This is a genomic window from Amycolatopsis tolypomycina (assembly GCF_900105945.1).
In the GTDB taxonomy this organism is placed as follows: Bacteria; Actinomycetota; Actinomycetes; order Mycobacteriales; family Pseudonocardiaceae; genus Amycolatopsis; species Amycolatopsis tolypomycina.
This window is the reverse complement of the sequence record NZ_FNSO01000004.1, coordinates 4,744,874-4,764,127: the sequence shown is the minus strand read 5'-3', so window position 1 is coordinate 4,764,127 and position 19,254 is coordinate 4,744,874. Positions and strand designations below refer to the sequence as shown.

Here is a 19,254-nt window from a genome sequence, read left to right as displayed (position 1 = left end):
AGCAACCTATGCACAGCAACGGGCGGTGGCCCGGGGAAAGCCGGACCGCGCGGGAGATCGGGCAGCAGCCCGCCACCTGGCTCCGGGTGGCGGACGCCGTGCGGCGGGCCCGGCCGGAGATCGAGAGGCTGCTCGACCTCCCGGGCGCGCGGATCGTGCTCACCGGTGCCGGGACTTCGGCGTTCGTCGGCGAAGTCGTGGCCCGCGACCTCGCGCGGCACCTGGGCCGGCCGGTCGAGGCGATTGCCACCACGGAGATCGTCGCCGACCCGGCCGCCGCGGTCGTGGACGACCGGCCGATCCTCCTGGTGTCCTTCGCGCGCAGCGGGAACAGCCCCGAGTCCGTCGCGGCGGCGGACCTGCTGCGGCGGCTGGCGCCCGGGCTGCGGCACCTGGTGATCACGTGCGACCCGGAGGGACAGCTGGCCCGGCGGTGGTCCGGCGCACCGGACGCGGTCGTGGTCGCCCTCCCCGACGAGGTCAACGACCGCGGGTTCGCGATGACGTCGTCGTTCACCGGGATGGCCCTGTCCGCCCTGCTCGCCTTCGGCGTGGACATCGACGTCGAGGCGCTGGCGCGGGCCGGGTCCACTGTGCTCGACGGTGCCGCCGAACACGCGCCGGCGATCGCCGGCGCCAAGCCGGCCCGGCTGGTTTTCCTCGGCTCCGGGCCCCTGCGCGGGCTGGCGCGGGAGGCCGCGCTCAAGTGCCTCGAGCTGACCCGGGGCCAGGTGGTCGGCCTCGCCGACTCCGCGCTGGGCTTCCGGCACGGACCGAAGTCGGTGCTCGACGAGCGCACCATCGCCGTCGTCTTCCTCTCCACCGATCCGTACGCGCGGCAGTACGACGTGGACATCGCGCGCGAGCTGGTGCAGTCCCTCGGCGAGGAGCGGGTGGTCGTGGTGGGCGACGCCACCGAGTGCGGGGGTGCCCGGGTCTGGCCCGTGCCCGCGCTGCCCGGCTCACCCCTGGCCGGGCACGCGTTGCTCGCCGTCATCGCGGCGCAGGCCACCGCGCTCGCCTGTTCGCTCGCGCTGGGCGTCACCCCGGACAACCCGTTCCCCGACGGGGAAGTGAACCGCGTCGTGCGGGGCGTGGTCATCCACGAGTTCGATCCCGCGGAGGTGGGCTGACGTGTACCTCGGTGTCGACGGCGGGGGGACGAAGACGGCGTTCTGCCTGGTCGAGCCCGGCGGCCGGGTCGTGGCGGAGGCCAGGACCGCGAGCGTCTACTACCTGAGCGAAGGGCTGCGGATCGTGGAACCCCTGTTGCGCCAGGGGATCGGCGAAGCCTGCCTCGCCGCGGGCATGGCGGTCTCGGACATCGCGTACGCCTTCTTCGGCCTGCCCGCCTACGGCGAGGTCAGTGCCGACGTGCCGGAGCTCGACGCGGTCCCCGCCCGGATCCTCGGGACGCGGAACTACCGCTGTGGCAACGACATGGTCTGCGGCTGGGCCGGGTCGCTGGGCGCGGTCGACGGCATCAACGTCGTCGCCGGCACCGGCTCGATCGCCTACGGCGAGCACGACGGCAGGCAGTGGCGCGGGGGTGGCTGGAGCGAGCTGTTCGGCGACGAAGGCTCCGGCTACTGGGTCGCGATCCAGGGCCTGAACGCGTTCAGCCGGATGGTCGACGGGCGGCTGCCGCCCGGCCCGCTCGTCGACGAGCTGCGCCGCGCGCTCGGCCTCGCCGTCGACTTCGACGCGATCGACGTCGTCGTCAACCGGTGGCACGGCGACCGGGGCCGGATCGCCGCGCTGAGCAAGGTCGTGGTCCGGGCCGCCGACGCCGGCGACGCGGTCGCGACCGGGGTGCTGCGGGAAGCCGGCCGGGAGCTCGCGCTGCTCGTGGACGTCGGCCGGGCGGCGCTGGGATTCGACGCCACGCACCGGGTTCCGCTGTCGTACTCGGGCGGGGTGTTCGGTTCGGCGCACGTGCTGTCGTCGTTCCGCGACGCGCTCGCCTCGGCGTACGACCTCCGCGCGCCGCTGCTGGAACCGCACGTCGGTGCCGCGCTCTACGCGGCGCGCCTGCACGGACACCCGCTGCGGGCCGAGCAAGTCCACTCGACCGCGTCCCTGCCTCGCTGAGGAGCCCGAGATGTCTTTCACGCGTGCGAACGGCTGGATCCCGTACGCGGGACTGCTGGTGGTGTTCTGGGGTGTGTGGGGAGCCCTGTCCAGCCTGCCCACCAAGCTCTACGCCTACCCCGACCCGATGGTGTACGTGGTCTGGGCGCTGACCATGCTCGTGCCCGCGTACTTCTCCCTGCGGGGCAAGAGGTTCGACCGCGGCCGGGCCGCCGCGGGGTACGGGCTGCTGATCGGGCTCACCGGGGCGGGCGGGCAGCTGCTGCTGTTCAAGGCCCTCACGATCGGCCCGGCGTACGTGATCTTCCCGATCGTCGCGCTGTCGCCCGCCATCACGGTGCTGCTGGCCTTCGCCGCGTTGCGGGAACGCCTCGGCGGGTGGTCGTGGGCCGGTGTGGTGCTCGCGCTCGTCGCGATCGTGCTGTTCTCCGTGTCCACAGGGGACGGTGGCGCCGACGGGTGGCTCTACCTCGTGCTGGCCGTACTGATCTGCGTGGCGTGGGGCGTGCAGGCGTTCTTCATGCGCAAGGCCGCGCTCGCCGGCGTCGACGACGCTGCGACGTTCGGCTGGATGACGATCAGCGGGCTGCTGCTGATCCCGGTCGCCGTGCTGATGATGGGCGGGCTGCCGCTGGGCTTCCCGTGGCAGGCGCCCGCGCTCACCGCGGGCACCCAGCTGCTCAACGCGGTCGGCGCGCTGTTCCTCGTGATGGCGATGAGCCGCGGCAAGGCGTCGATCGTGGCGCCGGTGACCAACGCGCTCGCGCCGGTGCTGACCATCGTGCTGTCGCTGCTGTTCTTCGGGGCGGCACCGACCGGGTTCCAGCTCGCGGGCATCGTGCTGGCCCTGGCCGGCTCGACGCTGATGGTGTACCGCTCGGAGAAGAGCAGCGAGCCGGTGGCCGGCAGCGCGGCGTCATGACGCCGCGGATCGTGACCGTCACCCTCAACCCCGCCGTCGACGTCACCTACCGGGTCGACGAGCTGCGCCTGGGCGGGACCACGCGGGTGCCGGACGTCCGGTCCCGGGCCGGCGGCAAGGGCGTCAACGTCGCGGCGGTGGTCCGCGAGCTGGGTGGCGAGAGCCTGGTGCTGGCGCTGACCACGACCGGGGCGCCGGACGAGTTCCGGGCCGGGCTCGACCGGCTGGGCCTGGCCCACCGGCTCGTCCCGGCCCTTCCCGAGGTGCGCCGGACGGTGGCGGTGGTGACCTCCGCCGGCGGGACGACGATGCTGCAGGAGGCCGGCCCGCCGGCCGGCGGGACCGCGGAGGCGGGCATCCTCGCCGCGCTCCGGGCCGAGCTGCCGGCCGGCGCCGTCGTGATCTCCGGGAGCGTGCCCGCGGGGCTCGGCGCCGACGTCCCAGCGAAGCTGGCCCGGCTGTGCGCCCGGTCCGGCGTGCCGGTCATCGCCGACGTCTCCGGCGCCGCCCTCCACGAGGCCGCCGGGAGCGGCGCGGTGCTCATGCCGAACGAAGACGAGCTGACGGAACTGGGCGGCCGGGAAGCGTGCCGGGAGCTCGTGGCCGCGGGCACCCCGGCGGTGGTGGCGACCTTCGGCCGGGCCGGCGCGATCGCCGTTACCGCGCAGGGTGCCTGGCGGGCCCGGCCCGCCGAAGTCGTCACCGGCAATTCCGCCGGTGCGGGAGACGCGGGAGCCGCGGCGCTGGCCCTGCGGCTGGCGGCGTCCGAAGTGGACTGGCCGCGGGCGCTCGCGGACGTCGTCGCCACGTCGGCCGCGGCGGTGGCGCGGCCCGTCGCGGGCGAGATCGACGTCGCGGCCCGCGACCGGTGGATCCGGGAGATCAAGGTGGAGAGGGTGCGATGAACTGGGCCGGTTTGCTGGACGACCTGCGCACGCGGCGGCGCGCGATCGGGGCGTTCAACGCGATCCTGATCGAGCACGCCGAGGCCGTCGTGGCCGGGGCGGAGCTGTGCGGGCTCCCGGTGGTCCTGCAGATCTCGCAGAACGCCGTCCGCTACCACGGTGCGCTCGCGCCGTTCGCGGCCGCCTGCCTGCGGCTGGCGGAGAGCGCGACCGTGCCCGTCCTGGTCCACCTCGACCACATCGAGGACGAGGACCTGATCCGCGAGGGGCTCGACCTGGGCATCACGTCGGTGATGTTCGACGCGGCCGCGCTGCCGTACGCGGAGAACGTGATTCGGACGAAGGCGGTGGTCGAACGCTGCCACGCGGCGGGCTGCCGCGTCGAGGCGGAACTCGGCGAGATCGGCGGCAAGGACGGCGCCCACGCCCCCGGCGTCCGCACGGACCCGGCCGAGGCCCGCGAGTTCGTCACCGCGACGGGCGTGGACTCCCTCGCGGTGGCCGTCGGCTCGTCGCACGCGATGGCGGACCGCAGCGCGGTGCTCGACGAGCCGCTGATCGCGGCGCTCGCGGACAGTGCAGGAGTGCCGCTGGTGCTGCACGGGTCCTCGGGCGTGTCCGACGAGGGCCTGCGCGGCGCGGTGGCGAGCGGCATCGCCAAGGTGAACATCGGCACCCGGTTGAACCAGGTGCTGACGGCCTCGGTGCGCTCGGCGCTGGGGCAGCACGCGACGCTCACGGACCCCCGCCGCTACCTGGCACCCGGCCGGGCCGCGGTGCGGGACGAGGTGGCTCGGTTGCTGGCTCTGCTGGCGAGGTGAGCCGCGCTGGTGTCGCGCGTCCGAGGTTCCTCGCCAACGGCTCGGGCGGTGCGCCCCAATGTGGCGTTCGGTGCGTTGGGCGCACCCAATGTGGCGTTCGGTGCGTTGGACGCAACCAACGCCACATTGGGGCGCTCGGGACACACGGCTTCGGCCGCGCCGGACGGCAAACGGTTTGCGACGCGCGACACTACTCCGCGGGTGGTTCGCTCGGGAACAGGATCGGGCTGAGCAGGTACCGCGTCCGGCCGGGGCCGGCCTCGTTCGCCAGCCTCGGGGCGATCGCCGCGCGCAGCTCGGCGATCAGGGTTTGCAGCTCGGCCGGGTCGAGCCAGACCGCGTGCTGGCGGTAGCCGACCTGGTCGGCCACCGGGTCCGACTCTTCGCGGCCGAGGTAGGCGTCGAACTCGGCGACCAGGGCCGCGACCGCGCTCGCGAAGGCGCGGCGGTGGTCCTCGGGCGTCATCTTCCGGGCCGCCTCGAGGTCGATCACCGCGCGGTCCTGGCGCAGGCGGTAGTGGCGCTCGACCGCGCCGCGGACGCGCTGCTCGCCGGCCACTTCCAGCACGCCCGCGCTGGCGAGGAGCTCGACGTGCCGGTAGACGGTCGCCTTCGACACGTCCGGCAGCCGGCCGGCCAGGCCGGCCGTGGTGAGGGTGCGGTCGCCGCGCAGGGCGTTCACGATGCGGACCCGGACCGGGTGCGCGAGGAGCTTCAACGTGTCCACCGCCCAACGTTCTCATGTTCTGCTATCGTTCGCAAAACTTGAGAAAGGTGGGTGCCGTGGATGCCGAGGCGGTGGCGAGGACCGTGGTGGAGATGCTGCTCGGGGAGCGCTTCGAAGAGGTGGTGCGCCGGTTCTCCCGGCCGCTGCGCAAGGCCGTCCCGGCGGACGCCCTGCGGAGTGCGTGGGCCGCCGTGGCGCCGACGGCCGTCACCGGCCCGGCCGTGACCGAGCCGGGGCAGGCCGGGCTGACGCGGGTGCACCTCCCGGTCGGCGGCTGCACCGTCGTGATGTCCGTCGACGACCGCGGTGTGGTGCACGGCCTGCGGTTCGCGCCCGCGTCCGATCCACTGTGGACGGCACCGTCCTATGCGGACCCGCGGGTGTTCGCCGAACGGGAGATCACCCTCGGCGGGACGACGGGCGCCACCGTCACCTCCCCGGTGACCGCCGGGGGCGCGGGCGTGGTCCTGCTGGCCGGCGGCGGCCCGTTCGACCGCGACGAGAGCAGCGGCCCGAACAAGCCCCTCAAGGACCTCGCCTGGGGCCTGGCCACGCGCGGGGTGACCGTCGTGCGCTTCGACAAGACGCCGGCGCCGACGATGACCGAGGAGTACCTGCCGCCCGCGCTCGCGGCGCTGGCCGTGCTGCGCGGCGAACCGGGGGTCGAGCGGGTGTTCGTCGCCGGGCACAGCATGGGGGGCAAGGTCGCGCCGCGGGTGGCCGAGGCGGACCCGGCGGTGGCCGGGCTGGTGATCCTGGCCGGCGACGCCCAGCCGATGCACCACGCCGCCGTCCGCGTCGCCCGCCACCTCGGGCTGGACCCGGCCACGTTCGAACAGCAGGCGGCGCTCGTCGACAGCGACCGGCTGACGCCGGAGACCCCATCGGCGGAGCTGCCGTTCGGCCTGCCCGCGTCCTACTGGCTCGACCTGCGCGGCTACGACCCGGTCGCGGCCACCGCGGGCCTGCCCCAGCCGGTCTTCCTCGGCCAGGGCGGCCGCGACTACCAGGTGACGGTGGCCGACGACCTCACCCGCTGGCGCACCGGCCTCGCCGGCCGCCCCGGCGTGACGATCGAGGTCTACGAGCGGCTCGACCACCTCTTCCTGCCGGGCGACGGCCCCTCGGCCCCGGCGGACTACACCCGGCCCGGCCACGTCGACGCCGCGGTGGTCTCCGATGTCGCCGGGTGGCTGGCCCGCGTCGGCTGATCAGGGCTCGGTGCCCCAGGCGAGGGTGCCGGCCTGGTAGGCGGTGGCGGTGGCGAGGTCGGAGAACGCCGTCGCCGCGCGGTAGCTGTGGTCGTCGGCCTGGTTGAACGGCGACCAGTCGGCCTTGGCCACGCGGATCTGGAGCTCGCCGGTGTTCGCGCCGGCCGCGAGGCTGCCGCCGCTGAACGCGACTTCGACGTACGCGTCGGCGCCCGGGCGCGGCGTGCTCAGCTTCACGACGCGCAGGGTGACGTTGCCGCAGCCGACGACCGCGTAGTCGCACCAGATCTGGTAGCCCGGGTTGGTGGCGTCGCCGGTGAACCAGTAGCGCGCGGTGACACCGGTCAGGGCGACCGCGGTGCTGCCCCGGTTGACGATCTGCAGGCCGGTGCGGATCTGGTTGTCGGTGGCGCCGCTGCCGGACCGCTGCTGCACGGCGAGGGAACCGGTGCCGGGGTTGCCGCCGCCGGTGGTCGTGGTGACCGACACCGGGCTGCTGGCCGCGGACTGGTTGCCGGCGGCGTCCCGGGCGCGGACCGAGAACGTGTACGCGGTGGCCGGGGTGAGGCCGGTGACCTGGTAGCCGGTGCTCGTGGTGCTGCCGATCGTCGCCCCGGCCGCGTTGAGCACGTCGTACCCGGCGACGCCGACGTCGTCGGTGGCGGCGGTCCAGGTGAGGCCGACGCTGGTGCTGCCCGGGGTGGCGGTGACCCCGGTGGGCGCCGACGGCGGCGTGGTGTCCCCTGTGGACGGTCCCGGCGGGGTGCCCCACAGCACGGTGGACCCCTGCGCGAGCACCAGCCGCGAGGCGTTCGCCGGGGCACTGCCGCTGGGCGCGAGGCCGGTGTGCGACCAGTCGTCGGCGGGGTTCCACGTGCCGGCGCTGGTGATCCGGAACTGGATTTCCTTGCGGTAGCGGGACTGGCCGCCGGGGGCGACGCCGCCGGAGCACGACACTTCGACGTAGTAGACGGCGCCGGAGAACTGGCGCACCGCCGGCGCGTCGCACTGGTTGTACGCCGACGTCACCGAGATCTGGCCGGGCGTGGTGGCACCGTCGAGGGTGAAGTAGTAACGCAGCGAGCCGGTGAACGTGCGGGCCGGCCACGCCGACTTGTTGAGCACGTAGGCTTTCACCTCGGTGAACGAGCCGCCGTCGGGCTGGTTGAGCGCGCCCTGCGCCAGGATCTCCGGGCCGTCCGGGGTTTCCGTCGGCGGGAAGGTGGCCAGGGGCGTGCCGCCGTATTCGCCGTAGAGGCGGGCCAGCGCGCCGGTGAAGCCGGCGTTGTAGTCCAGGGCCACCTCGTTCATCGTGTAGTTGCTGCGGTCGTCGGTGTAGGCGTCGTTGGCCGAGCTCGGGCCGCCGACGAGCGCGCCGTAGAGGGTGTGCCGGTTCAGCGCGGGCTCGGTGATGTTGTCCGCCCAGGAGCCGTGCGCGGTGCGGTGGTGCGGGCTGCGGGGCGGGTTGACGCCGAACCCGACCACGAAGCTCGCGCCACGCGGGTTGTCGCCGAGCGCGTAATTGATCTGCCGGACGGCGAAGTCGTGGTACGTGGTGGCACGCGCGGGATCGGTGGTGCGCAGCCAGTCCGAGTAGGTGAGCGCCACGAAGGCGGTGTTCGCCGCGTAGCGCAGCGAACCCCACTGGTCGAGCACGGCCTGGCCGCCGGGGGAGTAGGGCACGCGCTGGCCGTTGACGCCGGTGGTCCACCAGTCCAGCCAGCGGTTGGCGTCGGCGAGGTACTGGGGGTCGCCGGTGAGCTGGGCGAGCAGGACGTAGGCGCCGTAGGACTTGTCGTCCCAGGCCAGCGTCCAGCGGTAGGAGCGGGTGGTGGTCTGCGGTTCGGTGGCCAGCTTCTCGTAGGCCGTGCGCGCCTTCGTCAGGTAGCCGGTGTCGCCGGTGGCCTTGTAGAGCCAGATCGCGCCCCACACGAGCTCGTCCTGGTAGCCGCTCCAGGACTTGTAGAAGTTCTTGGCGTCGGTGATGCAGTCGGAGTAGACGCCGCGGTAGTTGTCGGCGAAGGCGTAGAGCTGCTTGGCGTGGGTGAGCAGCGTGGCCGCGTACGTGGGGTCGTCGGCCTTGAAGACCATCGAGCCGGCGGCCAGCTGCGCGGCGGCCTCGCCGGCGAGGTCCGAGCCGGGGCAGGAGGTGTCGACGCGGAAGGCGGGCCGCGCCATGGTCATCGTCTCGGCCGGGCCCCACCACTTGTGGTCGTCGTCGCCCCGGCCGACCTGACCGTAGAGCACGTTCGGCTGGGGGTGCGCCTTGAGCAGCCAGTCGCCGCCCCAGCGCAGGTTCGACAGCAGGTGCGGCCACTGCCCGGAGCTCTGGTAGGCGGCCCGGTTCTCCAGCGCGCCCCAGGCGAGCATGGTCATGCTGAACTCGAACGGCAGCCCGAACTTGACGTGGTCACCGGCATCGTAGAAACCACCGCTGAGATCGAGGCCGACGTCCTTCCCGTCATCGAGCGCGGACTGCCCGCGCCAGGAAACGCGGTTGCCCGCGGGCAGCGCACCGGAGCGCTGGGCGTCGTAGAACCAGACCGACTTCTGCAGCGCCTCGCCGTAGTTGAACTTCCCGGCCGCGCTCGCGGGTGCTCCCGGGACCACCAGGCTGAGACCGAGCACCAGCAGGGCAACGACCGCTTGGGAAATCGACTTCGTCGTCGAAGTGCGCACTCCGCCTCCTCAGGTCTGGGAGCGCTTCCAGAGTGAGGGTAAAGAGCCGGGGGCGGTGAAGCAAGGTGCTGTTTGGGAGCGCTCTCAATCCGAGGTATGGCGCTGACGCGTTCTCGGCGGACAAGGGAGACCACGAAGCCTGGCTGCGTGAGCCCGACGCCGCGATTAGCCCGTCCGAGTGAATTTGAATTTTCAATTTCTTACCCTAGGTAACGACGGTGTGTCAGTCGCTGACTGCGATTACCTGCGGAAATGATCGCAGATGTGGGTGCGTGAGGCCTTTCTGTGACCGAAAACGGCTTTTGGGCGCTGTTACGCGCGTGGATCGTGACGCGACGGATGCGGCAGAACGTGACCGAGGTCGGTCGCGCCGCTGGACTGAAAGAGGCAACCGTGTCCTACGCCCCCATGCCGCCGCAGCCGATGGCAGCTCCCGTTCCGTACAAGAACGGCCTCGGCACCGCCGGGTTCGTCCTCGGCCTGGTCGGCCTGATCTTCGCGTTCATTCCGCTCATCGGCATCATCGCGTGGCCGCTGACGATCCTCGGGCTGATCTTCGGCATCGTCGGGACGCTGCGGGCGAACCGGGGCCAGGCGAGCAACAAGGGCATGGCCATCACCGCTGTCGTGCTGTCCGCGATCGGACTGGTCATCTGCGTGATCTGGACAGCGGCGTTCGGCAAGGTCGTCAACGACGCCGCCAACAGCCTGCCCACCGCACCCGCGCCGCCCGCCGTGGCGGACGCCGGATCCCAGCCCGCCGCGGCGGCCCCGACCGGGCAGGCAACGGCGAAGCACACCGTTGTCCTCGAGGTCACGACGGCGGCGAAGTCAAACGTGCAGTGGAGCAGCGGATTCACCACGAACTCCCAGGAGGTCCTGGAGAAGGGCAAGACCTGGAACCAGACCCTGACGATGGACGACCTGGCGTTCACGTCGGTCACCGTCACCCCGGTCGAGTTCAAGGTGGGCAGCAAGGACAACACCTGCAAGATCACCGTCGACGGCAAAATCGTCGTCGAACACCACAACAGCGTCGGCGCCCTCTGCACCTACCAGCCCTGAGCCGTCCGGTGGTCCGAGATCACCAGCCGGTCAAACACAGCCGACCAGGGTGGCCACCGCCTCGGCCGGGGACGGCATCGCGGCGATCTCCGCCGCCACCTCCCGGGCCGCGTCGCGGGCCGCGGTGTCCTTCAGGAGCCCGGCTGCCTGCTCGGTGATCGCCTCCGCCGTCACCTCTTCGCCCACCAGCTGGGCCCCCGCGCCCGAGTCCACCACCGCCTCGCTGTTGGCGAACTGGTCGCCGCCCTGGGGGAGGACCAGCTGGGGGACGCCCGCGGCGAACGAGCCGAGCATCGTTCCGTTGCCGCCGTGGTGGACGGCGAAGTCGACGTGGGGCAGCAGGCGCGCCTGCGGGACCCACGGCACGCTCCGGACGTTTGGCGGCAGCTCGCCGAGGGCGGCCGGGTCCACCGTCGGCCCGGATGCCACCACCACGTCCACGTCGAGCGGGGCGAGGCCGTCGATCGCCGTGCGCAGGACGTCCGCGCTGCCCATCACCGTGCCGAGCGTCAGGTAGACCAACGGCCGCTCGCGGGCCGGCAGGTCGGGCAGCTCGCCGTCGGCGCTCCAGCCGACCGGCCGGACCGGCAGCCGCGGCACCAGGTCGCGGAAACCCCGGTGCTGCACCGAATCGGGGCAGATGTCGACGAACGGGTGGCCCAGCTCGGCCAGGCCGCGCCATTCGAGCCCGAACTCGGCCGCGAGCCTGCTCAGGGGAGCCAGCTTGTCCTCGTCCGGCGCCACGCGCATGACGTGCCCGAAGGTGTGGCCGACCGCGGGTATCCCGGCCGCCCGCGCGGCGAACGAGCCGGCGATGTTGGATGCCTCGTAGACGACCAGGTCGGGACGGCGCCGGGCGAAGAGCTCGGTGAGCCCGGCGAAGTAGCTGCGCGGCAGCACTTCGCCGAACACCCGGTCCGTCAGCTCGGTCATCAGCTCCAGCGGCATCTCCGCGCCGGGCGCCGCGCCGGCCTCGGCGAAGAGCCGGTCGAAGGCGACGCGGACGTCCACGCCGGCCGCGACGGGCTCGACCCCGGCGGCTCGCAGGTGCGGGAGGAAGCCTTCGGCGGTGGCGAAAACGACCTCGTGCCCGGCTTCCCGCGCGGCGACGGCGAGCGGCAGCAGCGGGTAGACGTGACCGTAGGCGGCCAGCGACGTGAACAGAAGGCGCATGTGATCGACGGTAGACCCGCCCGGCGGCGAACTTCTCTCCGACGTTGCGGACGGCGACGCTTTAATCCTCGTTTCAGGTTGGTCCGGGAGGATGGGCGGCAGACCGAAGGGGGACGAGCAGGCGTGCGGATCATGATCGCGGATGACGAGGCGGCCATCCGTGAGTCGCTGGAGCGGGTGCTCCAGGTCGAGGGGTACGACACCAGCACCGTCGCCAACGGTCTCGCCGTGCTCGACGGAGTGGGTGCCGACGCGCCGGATCTGCTGATCCTCGACGTGATGATGCCCCGCCTCGGCGGGCTGGAGACATGCCGGCGGTTGCGGGCGGCGGGCCGGGAGCTGCCGGTGCTGATGCTGACCGCCCGGGACCAGGTCGTCGACCGGGTCGCCGGGCTGGACGCGGGCGCCGACGACTACCTGCCCAAGCCGTTCGCCACCGAGGAACTGCTGGCCCGGGTGCGGGCCCTGCTGCGCCGCCGCGCGCCGGGCGACGACGAGTCGCCGATCCTGACGTTCGCGGACGTCAGGGTCGATCCTGACCGGTTCGAGGCGTGGCGGGGCGAGCGGCCGCTGCGCCTGACCCGCACCGAGTTCTCGCTGCTGCAGGTCCTCGTGCGCAACGCGACCCGGGTGCTGACCCGCGCCGCGCTGTTCGAGGCGATCTGGGGCTTCGACATGAGCGTCACGGCCAACAACCTCCAGGTGTACGTGAGCTACCTGCGCCGCAAAATGGAGGCCGAGGGGGAGCCGCGGTTGATCTACACGCTGCGCGGCCTGGGGTACACGTTGCGGGAGACGCCTCCGTGAGCAGGCCCGCCGGCCGGCTGACCCGGTGGTGGCGCCGCCGGTCCCTGCGGACCAGGCTGACGGTGATCGCGGCGACGGCCATCGCGGTCAGCGTGTTCGTGGCCTTCCAGGTGGCCATCGAGCTACTGGACCGGGAGCTGCAGGACACCGCCCGGAACCAGCTGCGCGCCGACTCCCGCGTCCTGGCGACGAACGCGGAGCGCAGCGGTCTGGCGCAGGTCCCGCTACCGCCGTACCCCGGATCCGGTGGGCTGGTGCGGGTCATCCTGCCCGACGGCTCGACCCGGACGCCGGCCGGCCAGCCCGCGCTGCCCGCCGTCAGCGAGGCCGCCGGGCGCGTGGCGCAGGGCGCGTCGGCCGACCTGATGGAGTCGACCGGCAGCGACGACGACGGCTACCTCGTCTACACGCTGCGGGCGGGCGACGGCGCGGTCCAGGCGGCCCGCGTCGCCGATGGCAGCCAGAACAACCGGTTCGGGTGGGGCATGCTGCTGATCGGGCTGGTCTGCGTGGCCGGCGGCGCGCTCGTCGGGCGGACCGTGGCGCGGGCCGGGCTGGCCCCGATCGACCGGCTGACCGCCGCCGCGGTCCGGGTCGCGCACACGCGGGATCTCGACGCCGACATCCCGGACGAGGGCGGCGGCGAGATCCGGCGGCTGATCCGGTCGATCAACGACATGCTCGCCGCACTGCGGGAATCCCGGCAGGCCCAGCGGTTGCTCGCCGAGGACGCCGCCCACGAGCTCAAGACCCCGCTCACCAGCCTGCGCCTCAACGCCGAGCTGCTGATCCGGCTCGACCGGCGCGGCACCCTGGACAGCGCGCTGCCGCCGGAGAGCCGGACCCGGCTGCTCAACGACCTCGGCGCCCAGGTGGCCGAGCTGAGCACCCTGGCCGCCGAGCTGACCGACCTCGCGCGCGGTGACGTCAGCGACGAGAGCACCGAGGTGCTCGACCTCGCCGACGTCGTGGTGGCCGCCGCGACCCGGGCGCGGTCACGAGTACCGGACATCGAGGTCGCGCTCGACGTGACGTCGGTGTGGGTGAGCGGGCGGCCCGCCGCGCTCCAGCGGGCGGTGCTCAACCTCGTCGACAACGCCGGCAAGTGGTCTCCCGCGGACCAGCCGGTCGGCGTCCGGCTCCGGGCCGAGGGCGCGTGGGCGGTGCTCGAGGTCGACGACGCCGGGCCGGGTATCGACGCCGCCGACGTGCCGCGGGTGTTCGACCGGTTCTACCGCGCCGACAGCGCCCGGGCGTTGCCGGGATCCGGGCTGGGGCTGTCGATCGTGCAGCGGGTCGTCGACGCCCACGGCGGCCGGGTCACCGTCGCCCGGTCCGCACGCGGTGGCGCGCTGCTCCGGGTCGACCTTCCGGCCGCGGTGAGGCAACCGGAGAATTCGGCGCCGAGCTGAAGTACCGTGGTACCACTCCCCTTCCGGGAATGACGACCGCAGTACGACGAAACGGGACGGAATCCGGCCTAGCGTTCAGGTCATGACGAAACCTGACAGTCCACTGCGGACGTTCGCGGCGGCCACCACGGTGCTGGCGACGGCGTTCGCCGTCGTCGCCTGCGGGGCGAAGGCCGACAACAGTGCGGCGCCCGCCGCGCCCGGTTCGCACGGCGCGCACGCGGACCGGCCGTCGGCCCCACCGCAGCCGCTGCGCGCCGGCGAGCGGTTCGTCGACCTGAAGATGGCCGAGGCCTACACACCCGCGCCGCCGGCGGGCGGCGGCACGGACGAGTACCGGTGCCAGGTGATCGATCCGGGCCTGACCAAGACGGCCTTCCTGACCGGGACCCAGGTCATGCCGGAGAACGTCGCCCTCGCGCACCACGCCATCGTGTACGTCGTGCCGCCGGGCGGCGCCGCCGCGGTGCGCGAGCAGGACGCGAAGACCCCCGGCCCCGGCTGGCAGTGCTTCGGCGGGACAGGCGTGAAGGGCGCCGAAGTCGAAGAGGGGGAGGCGACGTGGGCGGACACCTGGGCGCCGGGCGCCACGGAGACGCTGTTCACCGAGGACGCCGGCTTCAAGCTCGAACCGGGCAGCCTGGTCGTCCTCCAGATGCACTACAACCTGCTCGCGACCGACGGCAGGCCGGGCGGGTCGGACCGCACGGCGATGCGGCTGCGGCTGACCGACGGCACGCCGCAGACCAGGGAGTTCGACACCTTCCCGCTCGACGCGCCGACCGACCTGCCGTGCACCGCCGAGGAGTCGGGTCCGCTCTGTGACCGGGCGGCCTCGATCGCGGACGTCACGAAGCGGTTCGGGCCGGAGGTCGGCGGCACCGCGGACGAGCAGTTGGCGGAGTGCGGCCAGAGCGCGCCGAAGCCCGGCGACACCCAGACGTGCGACCACAAGGTGGAGGCGCCGATGACGCTGTTCGCCGGCTTCGGCCACATGCACCTGCTCGGGCGGGCCATCAAGGTCGAACTCAACCCGGGCACGCCGAGCGCCAAGGTCGTGCTGGACGTGCCGCAGTTCGACTTCGACAACCAGCGGCTGGTGAAACTGCCGTCGCCGGTGGAGATCGGTCCGGGGGACACGCTGCGGGTGACGTGCACGCACGACGCGGGGCTGCGCAAACGATTGCCGCAGCTGAGCAAGCTGCCGCCGCGCTACGTGGTGTGGGGCGACGGCACCAGCGACGAGATGTGCGCGGGAATCATGACGGTGTCTCCCCGCAAGTCCTGACGAATCGCCGGACGTGTGTGAGCTCCGAGCTCACACACGTCCGCACTGTTGCGACCTGAAAGGCGACTTCCCTTGTTCTCCAAGCCTTGTCGTGGCGAGCTCTGGGCACTCCTGCCGCTGCGCGTCTTCCTCGGCGGCACGTTCCTCTACGCCGGCCTTTCCAAGCTCTTCGACACCCACTACCTCGACCCCGCCTCACCCCTCGGCGTCCAGGCCCAGATGCTGCACGCCGCGACGACCTCGCCGATCGGCCCGCTGGTGTCGTTCGCGGCCGGCCACCCGACCGTCGTCGGCCTGGCCATCGCCTTCGCCGAGGTCGCGGTCGGGGTGGGGACGCTGCTCGGGCTGTTCGCCCGCGTCGCCGCGCTCGGCGGGTTTCTCCTTGCGCTGAGCTTCTTCCTCACCGTGAGCTGGACGACCCGCCCGTACTACTTCGGCGCCGACATCGTCTTCGCGGCCGCCTGGACCCCGCTGCTGGTCGCCGGCGACGCGGGCCTGTTCTCCACGACGGACCGCCTGCGCGCCGCGATCCGGCGTCGTCGCCCGCCGGACCACGTGCCGGACGGCGTCGAGCGGCGCATTCTGCTCTGGGGCGGCCTGGTCACCGCGACGGCCGCAGCCTTCGGCGGTGGCGTCATAATCCTTTCCCGGCTCACCACCACCGATCCGAAACCGAGCCGGCCGGCCGACCCGGGACCGAACTCCCGGACCGTGATCGCCGCGGTCTCGGCCGTCGCCGTGGGTTCGTCGACGAGCTTCACCACGCCGAACGGTTCCGCCGCATACCTGGTGCGCCCTTCGGCCGACACCTTCCTGGCCTTCCTCGCCACCTGCACCCACCAGGGCTGCCCCGTCACGCCCGCCGGCGCCGGCTTCCGCTGCCCCTGCCACGGCTCCAGCTTCGACGGCACCGGCCAGGTCACCGGCGGGCCGGCCACGAGAGCTCTGACGAGCGTGCCGGTGCAAGTCGTCGACGGGCAGGTCACCACCGCATGACCGGGCCCGGCCGGGAACTACGGTCGCGCCCCGGCCGACGCGCTGACCGGCCGGGTGAGTCCCATGTCGTAGGCGAGGATGACAGCCTGGATCCGGTCCCGGGCGCCGATCTTGGCGAGGACCCGCCCGACGTGGGACTTCACCGTCGACTCCGACAGGGTGAAGCGGTGCGCGATCTCGCCGTTGGTGAGGCCGTGGCCGATGGCGACGAGCACCTCGCGCTCGCGGCCGGTCAGGGCGCCCAGCCGGGGATCCTCCCGCACGGGCCCGCCGAGGTCGTCGCCGAGCCGGTCGGCGAACGCGTCGAGCCACCGCCGGGTCAGCGCCGGCGCGATCACCGCGTCCCCGGCGGCGACGGCCCGGATGCCGGCGAGCAGCTCTTCCGGGCGGGTGTCCGTCAGCAGGAACCCGCTCGCCCCGGCCCGCAGCGCGGCGAGCGCGTACCGGTCCACGTCGAACGCCGTCAGCACCAGGACCCGCGAACGCCCCCCGGCGGCGACGATGCGCCGGGTGGCCTCGATCCCGTCGGCGCCCGGCGTGCGGAGGCCCATCAGCACCACGTCGGGCCGCCGTTCGGCGGTGCACCGGACGGCCTCGGCGCCGGTCTCGGCCTCGCCGACGACCTCGGTGTCGGAGGTGCGCTCCAGCAGCATGCGAAACCCGAGGCGCTGCAGCGGCTGGGTGTCCACCACGAGCACGGAGATCATGAAGGGCTGCCTTTCAGGGTCGCGTGGGGCCGGCGGCGAGGCCGTGAACCCGCTTCGCTTACTTCGTATCGAGCGAACCTGAAACGACTGTTAAAGCGGCGCGGGCCGCACGGGCCGGGGGCGAATCACCTCCGGCGCCCGTGCGGTTTGCACGGTCCGGGGTGCGCGATGCACATCCGGCAATTCCGGAGAACAACTTCGATCGTGCAGAAGAAAGGCTTTCTTCTGCATTGACGATTCTGCCGCGGGCTGGGAGACTCGCGCCTTTTCCGTCCTACAGTGGGGCCCGCACTCAGACACCGGCACCGCCGCGCCGGCGCCGTCGACGGAAGGGCTGCACGTGTACCGGTCTTTTTCGGAGAAGCTCGCCGATCCCGACCTCATCGATCTCGGCGAAGGAATCTACGTCCTGCGGTTCGAGGTCATGAAGGTGGCTTCGGTCCGCGCGGCCGTCCAGGATCTGCTGGACCGCGGGGTCGTCCGGCCCGGGCAGACGCTCGTCGACAGCTCCAGCGGCATCTACGGGCACGCGCTCGCCCTGGTCTGCCGCGAATTCGGGCTCAAGTGCCACATCTTCGCGTCGATTTCGGTCGACGCCGGGATCCGGACCCAGCTGACCTACCTCGGGGCCACCTTCCAGCAGGTGCCCTCGTCGGCGAGCCTCAAGCACGACCAGGAGATCCGCGTCCGGCTGGTGCACAAGTACCTGGAGGCGAACCCGGACGCCTACTGGATGCAGCAGTACCACGACGACGTCCACTACCTCGGCTACCGCGGGGTCGCCCGCACCGTCGTCGAGGAGCTGGGCGTCGAGGGGCTGACCCTGGTCGGCGGGGTCGGCACCGGGGCGTCCACCAGCGGGATGGGCCGCTACCTGCGGGAAGCCTCACCGGATGTGCGGGTGGCCGGGATCCAGCCGTTCGGCAGCCGGTCGTTCGGGGCGGAGTCGGCGCCGATGGACTCGTTCATCATCGCCGGCATCGGCAGCGGGATCCGGTTCGCGAACATCGACTACCGGATCTACGACACCGTGCACTGGCTGGACTTCGACGTCGCGGCGGCAGGCTGCCGGCACCTACTGGCCACCACCGGCGTCTTCGCCGGGCTGTCCGGCGGGGCCGGCTGGCAGGTGGCGCGGCACGTGCGCGAGACCGAGCCGGGCGGCGGACCGGTGGTCTTCCTCGCCGCCGACCCCGGCCACCGGTACGTGGAACTCGTCTACCCGGTGGAGGCCGCGGACGCCCCCGATCCCGGTTACCGGCCGGTGCGGGTCAGCTCGCTCGACGACCTCGCCGGGCCGTGGGCCACGATGGACTGGGCCCGGCGGCCGTTCCACGTCCAGGACGACCTGCCCGAATGGCGCCAGGTACCGCGGGCCGCGTGACCGGGCGGCCGCCCGGCAGGGGTGCCGGGCGGCGCCTGGCCGTCAGGGCAGGCGGCCCTGGGCGCGCAGCGCGTTGAGCACCGTGGTGACCGCCTCCGAGGACTGGTCGACGCCGGTGGCGCGGAAGGAGTAGTTCAGCCCACCCGGGTTCACCAGGTTGAACTCCATCACGTACGGGTAGGCCAGGTCGATGCCCGAGTAGAAGACGCCGTGCTCCATCAGCCGTTTGCCGAGCCGGCGCACGAAGCCGTCCTCCTCCGGCGTCAGCGTCAGGCCCTCGAACCTGGTGCCGAGGGTGACGTTGGCGCGGTCGTCGTGCTCGAAGTGGAACCGGCGGAAGCCGCACACCGGGACGTCGCCCGCGATGATCACGCGCTTTTCGTTCTCCCGCACGTTGGGGATGTACTCCTGCACGGCGGCGTACCGCTTGGCCAGGCCGATGATCTCGCGGCTGTACATCTCGTACCGCGGCACGGCGTTGCCCGTGGCCGACTGCAGCAGCGCGGCCCGGTTGCGCTCGTTCTTCGACAGGAAGTAGACGTCGGCGCCGCAGCCCTCGTTGGTGGGCTTGAGCACCCAGGTGCGCCCGGCGTCCGACTCGACCAGCCCGGTCAGGAAGTCGAAGTCGTTCGAGACGTAGGACGCGGGCAGGTTTTCCCGCGGCACGACGGAGCCGAGCGCCGTCTTGGAGTTGAGGTAGAACAGGGCGGCGGCCTCGTTGACGAACGGCACCCGCTGGTTGAGCACCCACAGCAGCTGGAAGTTGTCCGCCTGCACTTCGGGGTTGGTGCCGGCGAGCACCCACACGAGGTCGAAGTCCTCGGCCGAGGCGTAGCTTTCCGACAGCGCCGGGAAGTCGTGCCCGGTCAGGTACTCCTCGGTCAGCCGGACCCGGTCGCAGACGACGACCGAATCGTGGATCGACAGGGTGTCGATGTCGCCGATGTGGACGTCGTGCCCCTCGCGGTGCAACGCGCTCGGGATGATGGAGTGGTTGTCCAGCCGGAACTTCGCGACTTCGGAGACCAGGACGAGGATCTTGTAGGGCACGAGCCGGTCCTTTCGG

At 72.5% G+C, this 19,254-nt stretch carries 17 protein-coding genes; 12 read left to right on the top strand and 5 right to left on the bottom strand.

The window, feature by feature from the left end:
* Positions 1-8: 8 nt before the first annotated feature.
* From BLW76_RS31435 to BLW76_RS31415, 5 genes are read left to right on the top strand one after another with little or no spacing between them, the layout of a single operon-like run.
* On the top strand, positions 9-1,133 hold the full coding sequence (locus BLW76_RS31435) for an SIS domain-containing protein (RefSeq protein WP_091314224.1): 1,125 nt from the start codon (positions 9-11) through the stop codon (positions 1,131-1,133).
* A 1-nt stretch (position 1,134) separates the two neighbouring features.
* Positions 1,135-2,091, top strand: a complete 957-nt coding sequence (locus BLW76_RS31430; protein WP_091314221.1) for an N-acetylglucosamine kinase — start codon at positions 1,135-1,137, stop codon at positions 2,089-2,091.
* 10 nt (positions 2,092-2,101) lie between these two features.
* A complete protein-coding gene (locus BLW76_RS31425) occupies positions 2,102-3,013 on the top strand; it encodes a DMT family transporter (protein WP_091314220.1) in 912 nt (303 codons plus the stop codon).
* Positions 3,010-3,918, top strand: a complete 909-nt coding sequence (locus BLW76_RS31420; protein ID WP_091314217.1) for a 1-phosphofructokinase family hexose kinase — start codon at positions 3,010-3,012, stop codon at positions 3,916-3,918. The genes BLW76_RS31425 and BLW76_RS31420 overlap by 4 nt, the downstream gene beginning before the upstream one ends.
* The gene (locus BLW76_RS31415; protein ID WP_091314214.1) at positions 3,915-4,739 is read left to right on the top strand and encodes a class II fructose-bisphosphate aldolase; all 825 of its coding nucleotides are present in this window, start codon (positions 3,915-3,917) and stop codon (positions 4,737-4,739) included. Before BLW76_RS31420 ends, BLW76_RS31415 begins: the two co-directional genes overlap by 4 nt.
* A 190-nt stretch (positions 4,740-4,929) precedes the next feature.
* Here BLW76_RS31415 and BLW76_RS31410 read toward each other — a convergent pair whose 3' ends face one another.
* Positions 4,930-5,466 carry a helix-turn-helix domain-containing protein gene (locus BLW76_RS31410; protein WP_091314212.1) on the bottom strand — a complete coding sequence of 179 codons (537 nt, stop codon included), beginning with the start codon at positions 5,464-5,466 and terminating at the stop codon, positions 4,930-4,932.
* 56 nt (positions 5,467-5,522) lie between these two features.
* Here BLW76_RS31410 and BLW76_RS31405 point away from each other — a divergent pair, with 56 nt between their 5' ends.
* Positions 5,523-6,677, top strand: a complete 1,155-nt coding sequence (locus BLW76_RS31405) for an alpha/beta hydrolase family protein (RefSeq protein ID WP_244170406.1) — start codon at positions 5,523-5,525, stop codon at positions 6,675-6,677.
* On the opposite strand, the gene BLW76_RS31400 is transcribed toward BLW76_RS31405, so the two are convergent.
* A complete protein-coding gene (locus tag BLW76_RS31400) occupies positions 6,678-9,356 on the bottom strand; it encodes a glycoside hydrolase family 9 protein (RefSeq protein WP_091314210.1) in 2,679 nt (892 codons plus the stop codon).
* A 393-nt stretch (positions 9,357-9,749) separates the two neighbouring features.
* Here BLW76_RS31400 and BLW76_RS31395 point away from each other — a divergent pair, with 393 nt between their 5' ends.
* Complete coding sequence (locus BLW76_RS31395; RefSeq protein ID WP_341866513.1) at positions 9,750-10,421, top strand: DUF4190 domain-containing protein; 672 nt, start codon at positions 9,750-9,752, stop codon at positions 10,419-10,421.
* A 30-nt stretch (positions 10,422-10,451) separates the two neighbouring features.
* Here BLW76_RS31395 and BLW76_RS31390 read toward each other — a convergent pair whose 3' ends face one another.
* Positions 10,452-11,594 carry a glycosyltransferase gene (locus BLW76_RS31390; RefSeq protein WP_091314208.1) on the bottom strand — a complete coding sequence of 381 codons (1,143 nt, stop codon included), beginning with the start codon at positions 11,592-11,594 and terminating at the stop codon, positions 10,452-10,454.
* A gap of 123 nt (positions 11,595-11,717) precedes the next feature.
* Between BLW76_RS31390 and BLW76_RS31385 the strand changes: the two genes are divergently transcribed.
* From BLW76_RS31385 to BLW76_RS49275, 4 genes are all read left to right on the top strand, one after another.
* Positions 11,718-12,401, top strand: coding sequence for a response regulator transcription factor (locus BLW76_RS31385; RefSeq protein ID WP_091314206.1), 684 nt, complete (start codon positions 11,718-11,720; stop codon positions 12,399-12,401).
* On the top strand, positions 12,398-13,813 hold the full coding sequence (locus BLW76_RS31380) for a HAMP domain-containing sensor histidine kinase (protein ID WP_091314205.1): 1,416 nt from the start codon (positions 12,398-12,400) through the stop codon (positions 13,811-13,813). The genes BLW76_RS31385 and BLW76_RS31380 overlap by 4 nt, the downstream gene beginning before the upstream one ends.
* Before the next feature lie 82 nt (positions 13,814-13,895).
* On the top strand, positions 13,896-15,101 hold the full coding sequence (locus tag BLW76_RS31375; RefSeq protein ID WP_091314203.1) for a monooxygenase: 1,206 nt from the start codon (positions 13,896-13,898) through the stop codon (positions 15,099-15,101).
* 72 nt (positions 15,102-15,173) lie between these two features.
* Positions 15,174-16,097, top strand: coding sequence for a Rieske 2Fe-2S domain-containing protein (locus tag BLW76_RS49275; RefSeq protein ID WP_143060716.1), 924 nt, complete (start codon positions 15,174-15,176; stop codon positions 16,095-16,097).
* 17 nt (positions 16,098-16,114) lie between these two features.
* On the opposite strand, the gene BLW76_RS31365 is transcribed toward BLW76_RS49275, so the two are convergent.
* Positions 16,115-16,804, bottom strand: a complete 690-nt coding sequence (locus BLW76_RS31365) for a response regulator (RefSeq protein WP_091314198.1) — start codon at positions 16,802-16,804, stop codon at positions 16,115-16,117.
* A 340-nt stretch (positions 16,805-17,144) separates the two neighbouring features.
* On the opposite strand from BLW76_RS31365, the gene BLW76_RS31360 reads away from it, so the two are divergent.
* The gene (locus BLW76_RS31360) at positions 17,145-18,188 is read left to right on the top strand and encodes a pyridoxal-phosphate dependent enzyme (protein ID WP_244170405.1); all 1,044 of its coding nucleotides are present in this window, start codon (positions 17,145-17,147) and stop codon (positions 18,186-18,188) included.
* Positions 18,189-18,230: 42 nt separating this feature from the next.
* On the opposite strand, the gene BLW76_RS31355 is transcribed toward BLW76_RS31360, so the two are convergent.
* Positions 18,231-19,238: an ATP-grasp domain-containing protein gene (locus BLW76_RS31355; protein ID WP_091314195.1), complete on the bottom strand. Its 1,008-nt coding sequence runs from the start codon at positions 19,236-19,238 to the stop codon at positions 18,231-18,233.
* Between the last annotated feature and the right edge of the window lie 16 nt (positions 19,239-19,254).

Bases quoted from the DNA above. Each gene is read 5' to 3' on its own strand.
- BLW76_RS31420 (WP_091314217.1), top strand. From the start codon at position 3,010: ATGACGCCGCGGATCGTGACCGTCACCCTCAACCCCGCCGTCGACGTC.
- BLW76_RS31390 (WP_091314208.1), bottom strand. From the start codon at position 11,594: ATGCGCCTTCTGTTCACGTCGCTGGCCGCCTACGGTCACGTCTACCCG.
- BLW76_RS31415 (WP_091314214.1), top strand. From the start codon at position 3,915: ATGAACTGGGCCGGTTTGCTGGACGACCTGCGCACGCGGCGGCGCGCG.
- BLW76_RS31435 (WP_091314224.1), top strand. From the start codon at position 9: ATGCACAGCAACGGGCGGTGGCCCGGGGAAAGCCGGACCGCGCGGGAG.
- BLW76_RS31425 (WP_091314220.1), top strand. From the start codon at position 2,102: ATGTCTTTCACGCGTGCGAACGGCTGGATCCCGTACGCGGGACTGCTG.
- BLW76_RS31365 (WP_091314198.1), bottom strand. From the start codon at position 16,804: ATGATCTCCGTGCTCGTGGTGGACACCCAGCCGCTGCAGCGCCTCGGG.
- BLW76_RS31375 (WP_091314203.1), top strand. From the start codon at position 13,896: ATGACGAAACCTGACAGTCCACTGCGGACGTTCGCGGCGGCCACCACG.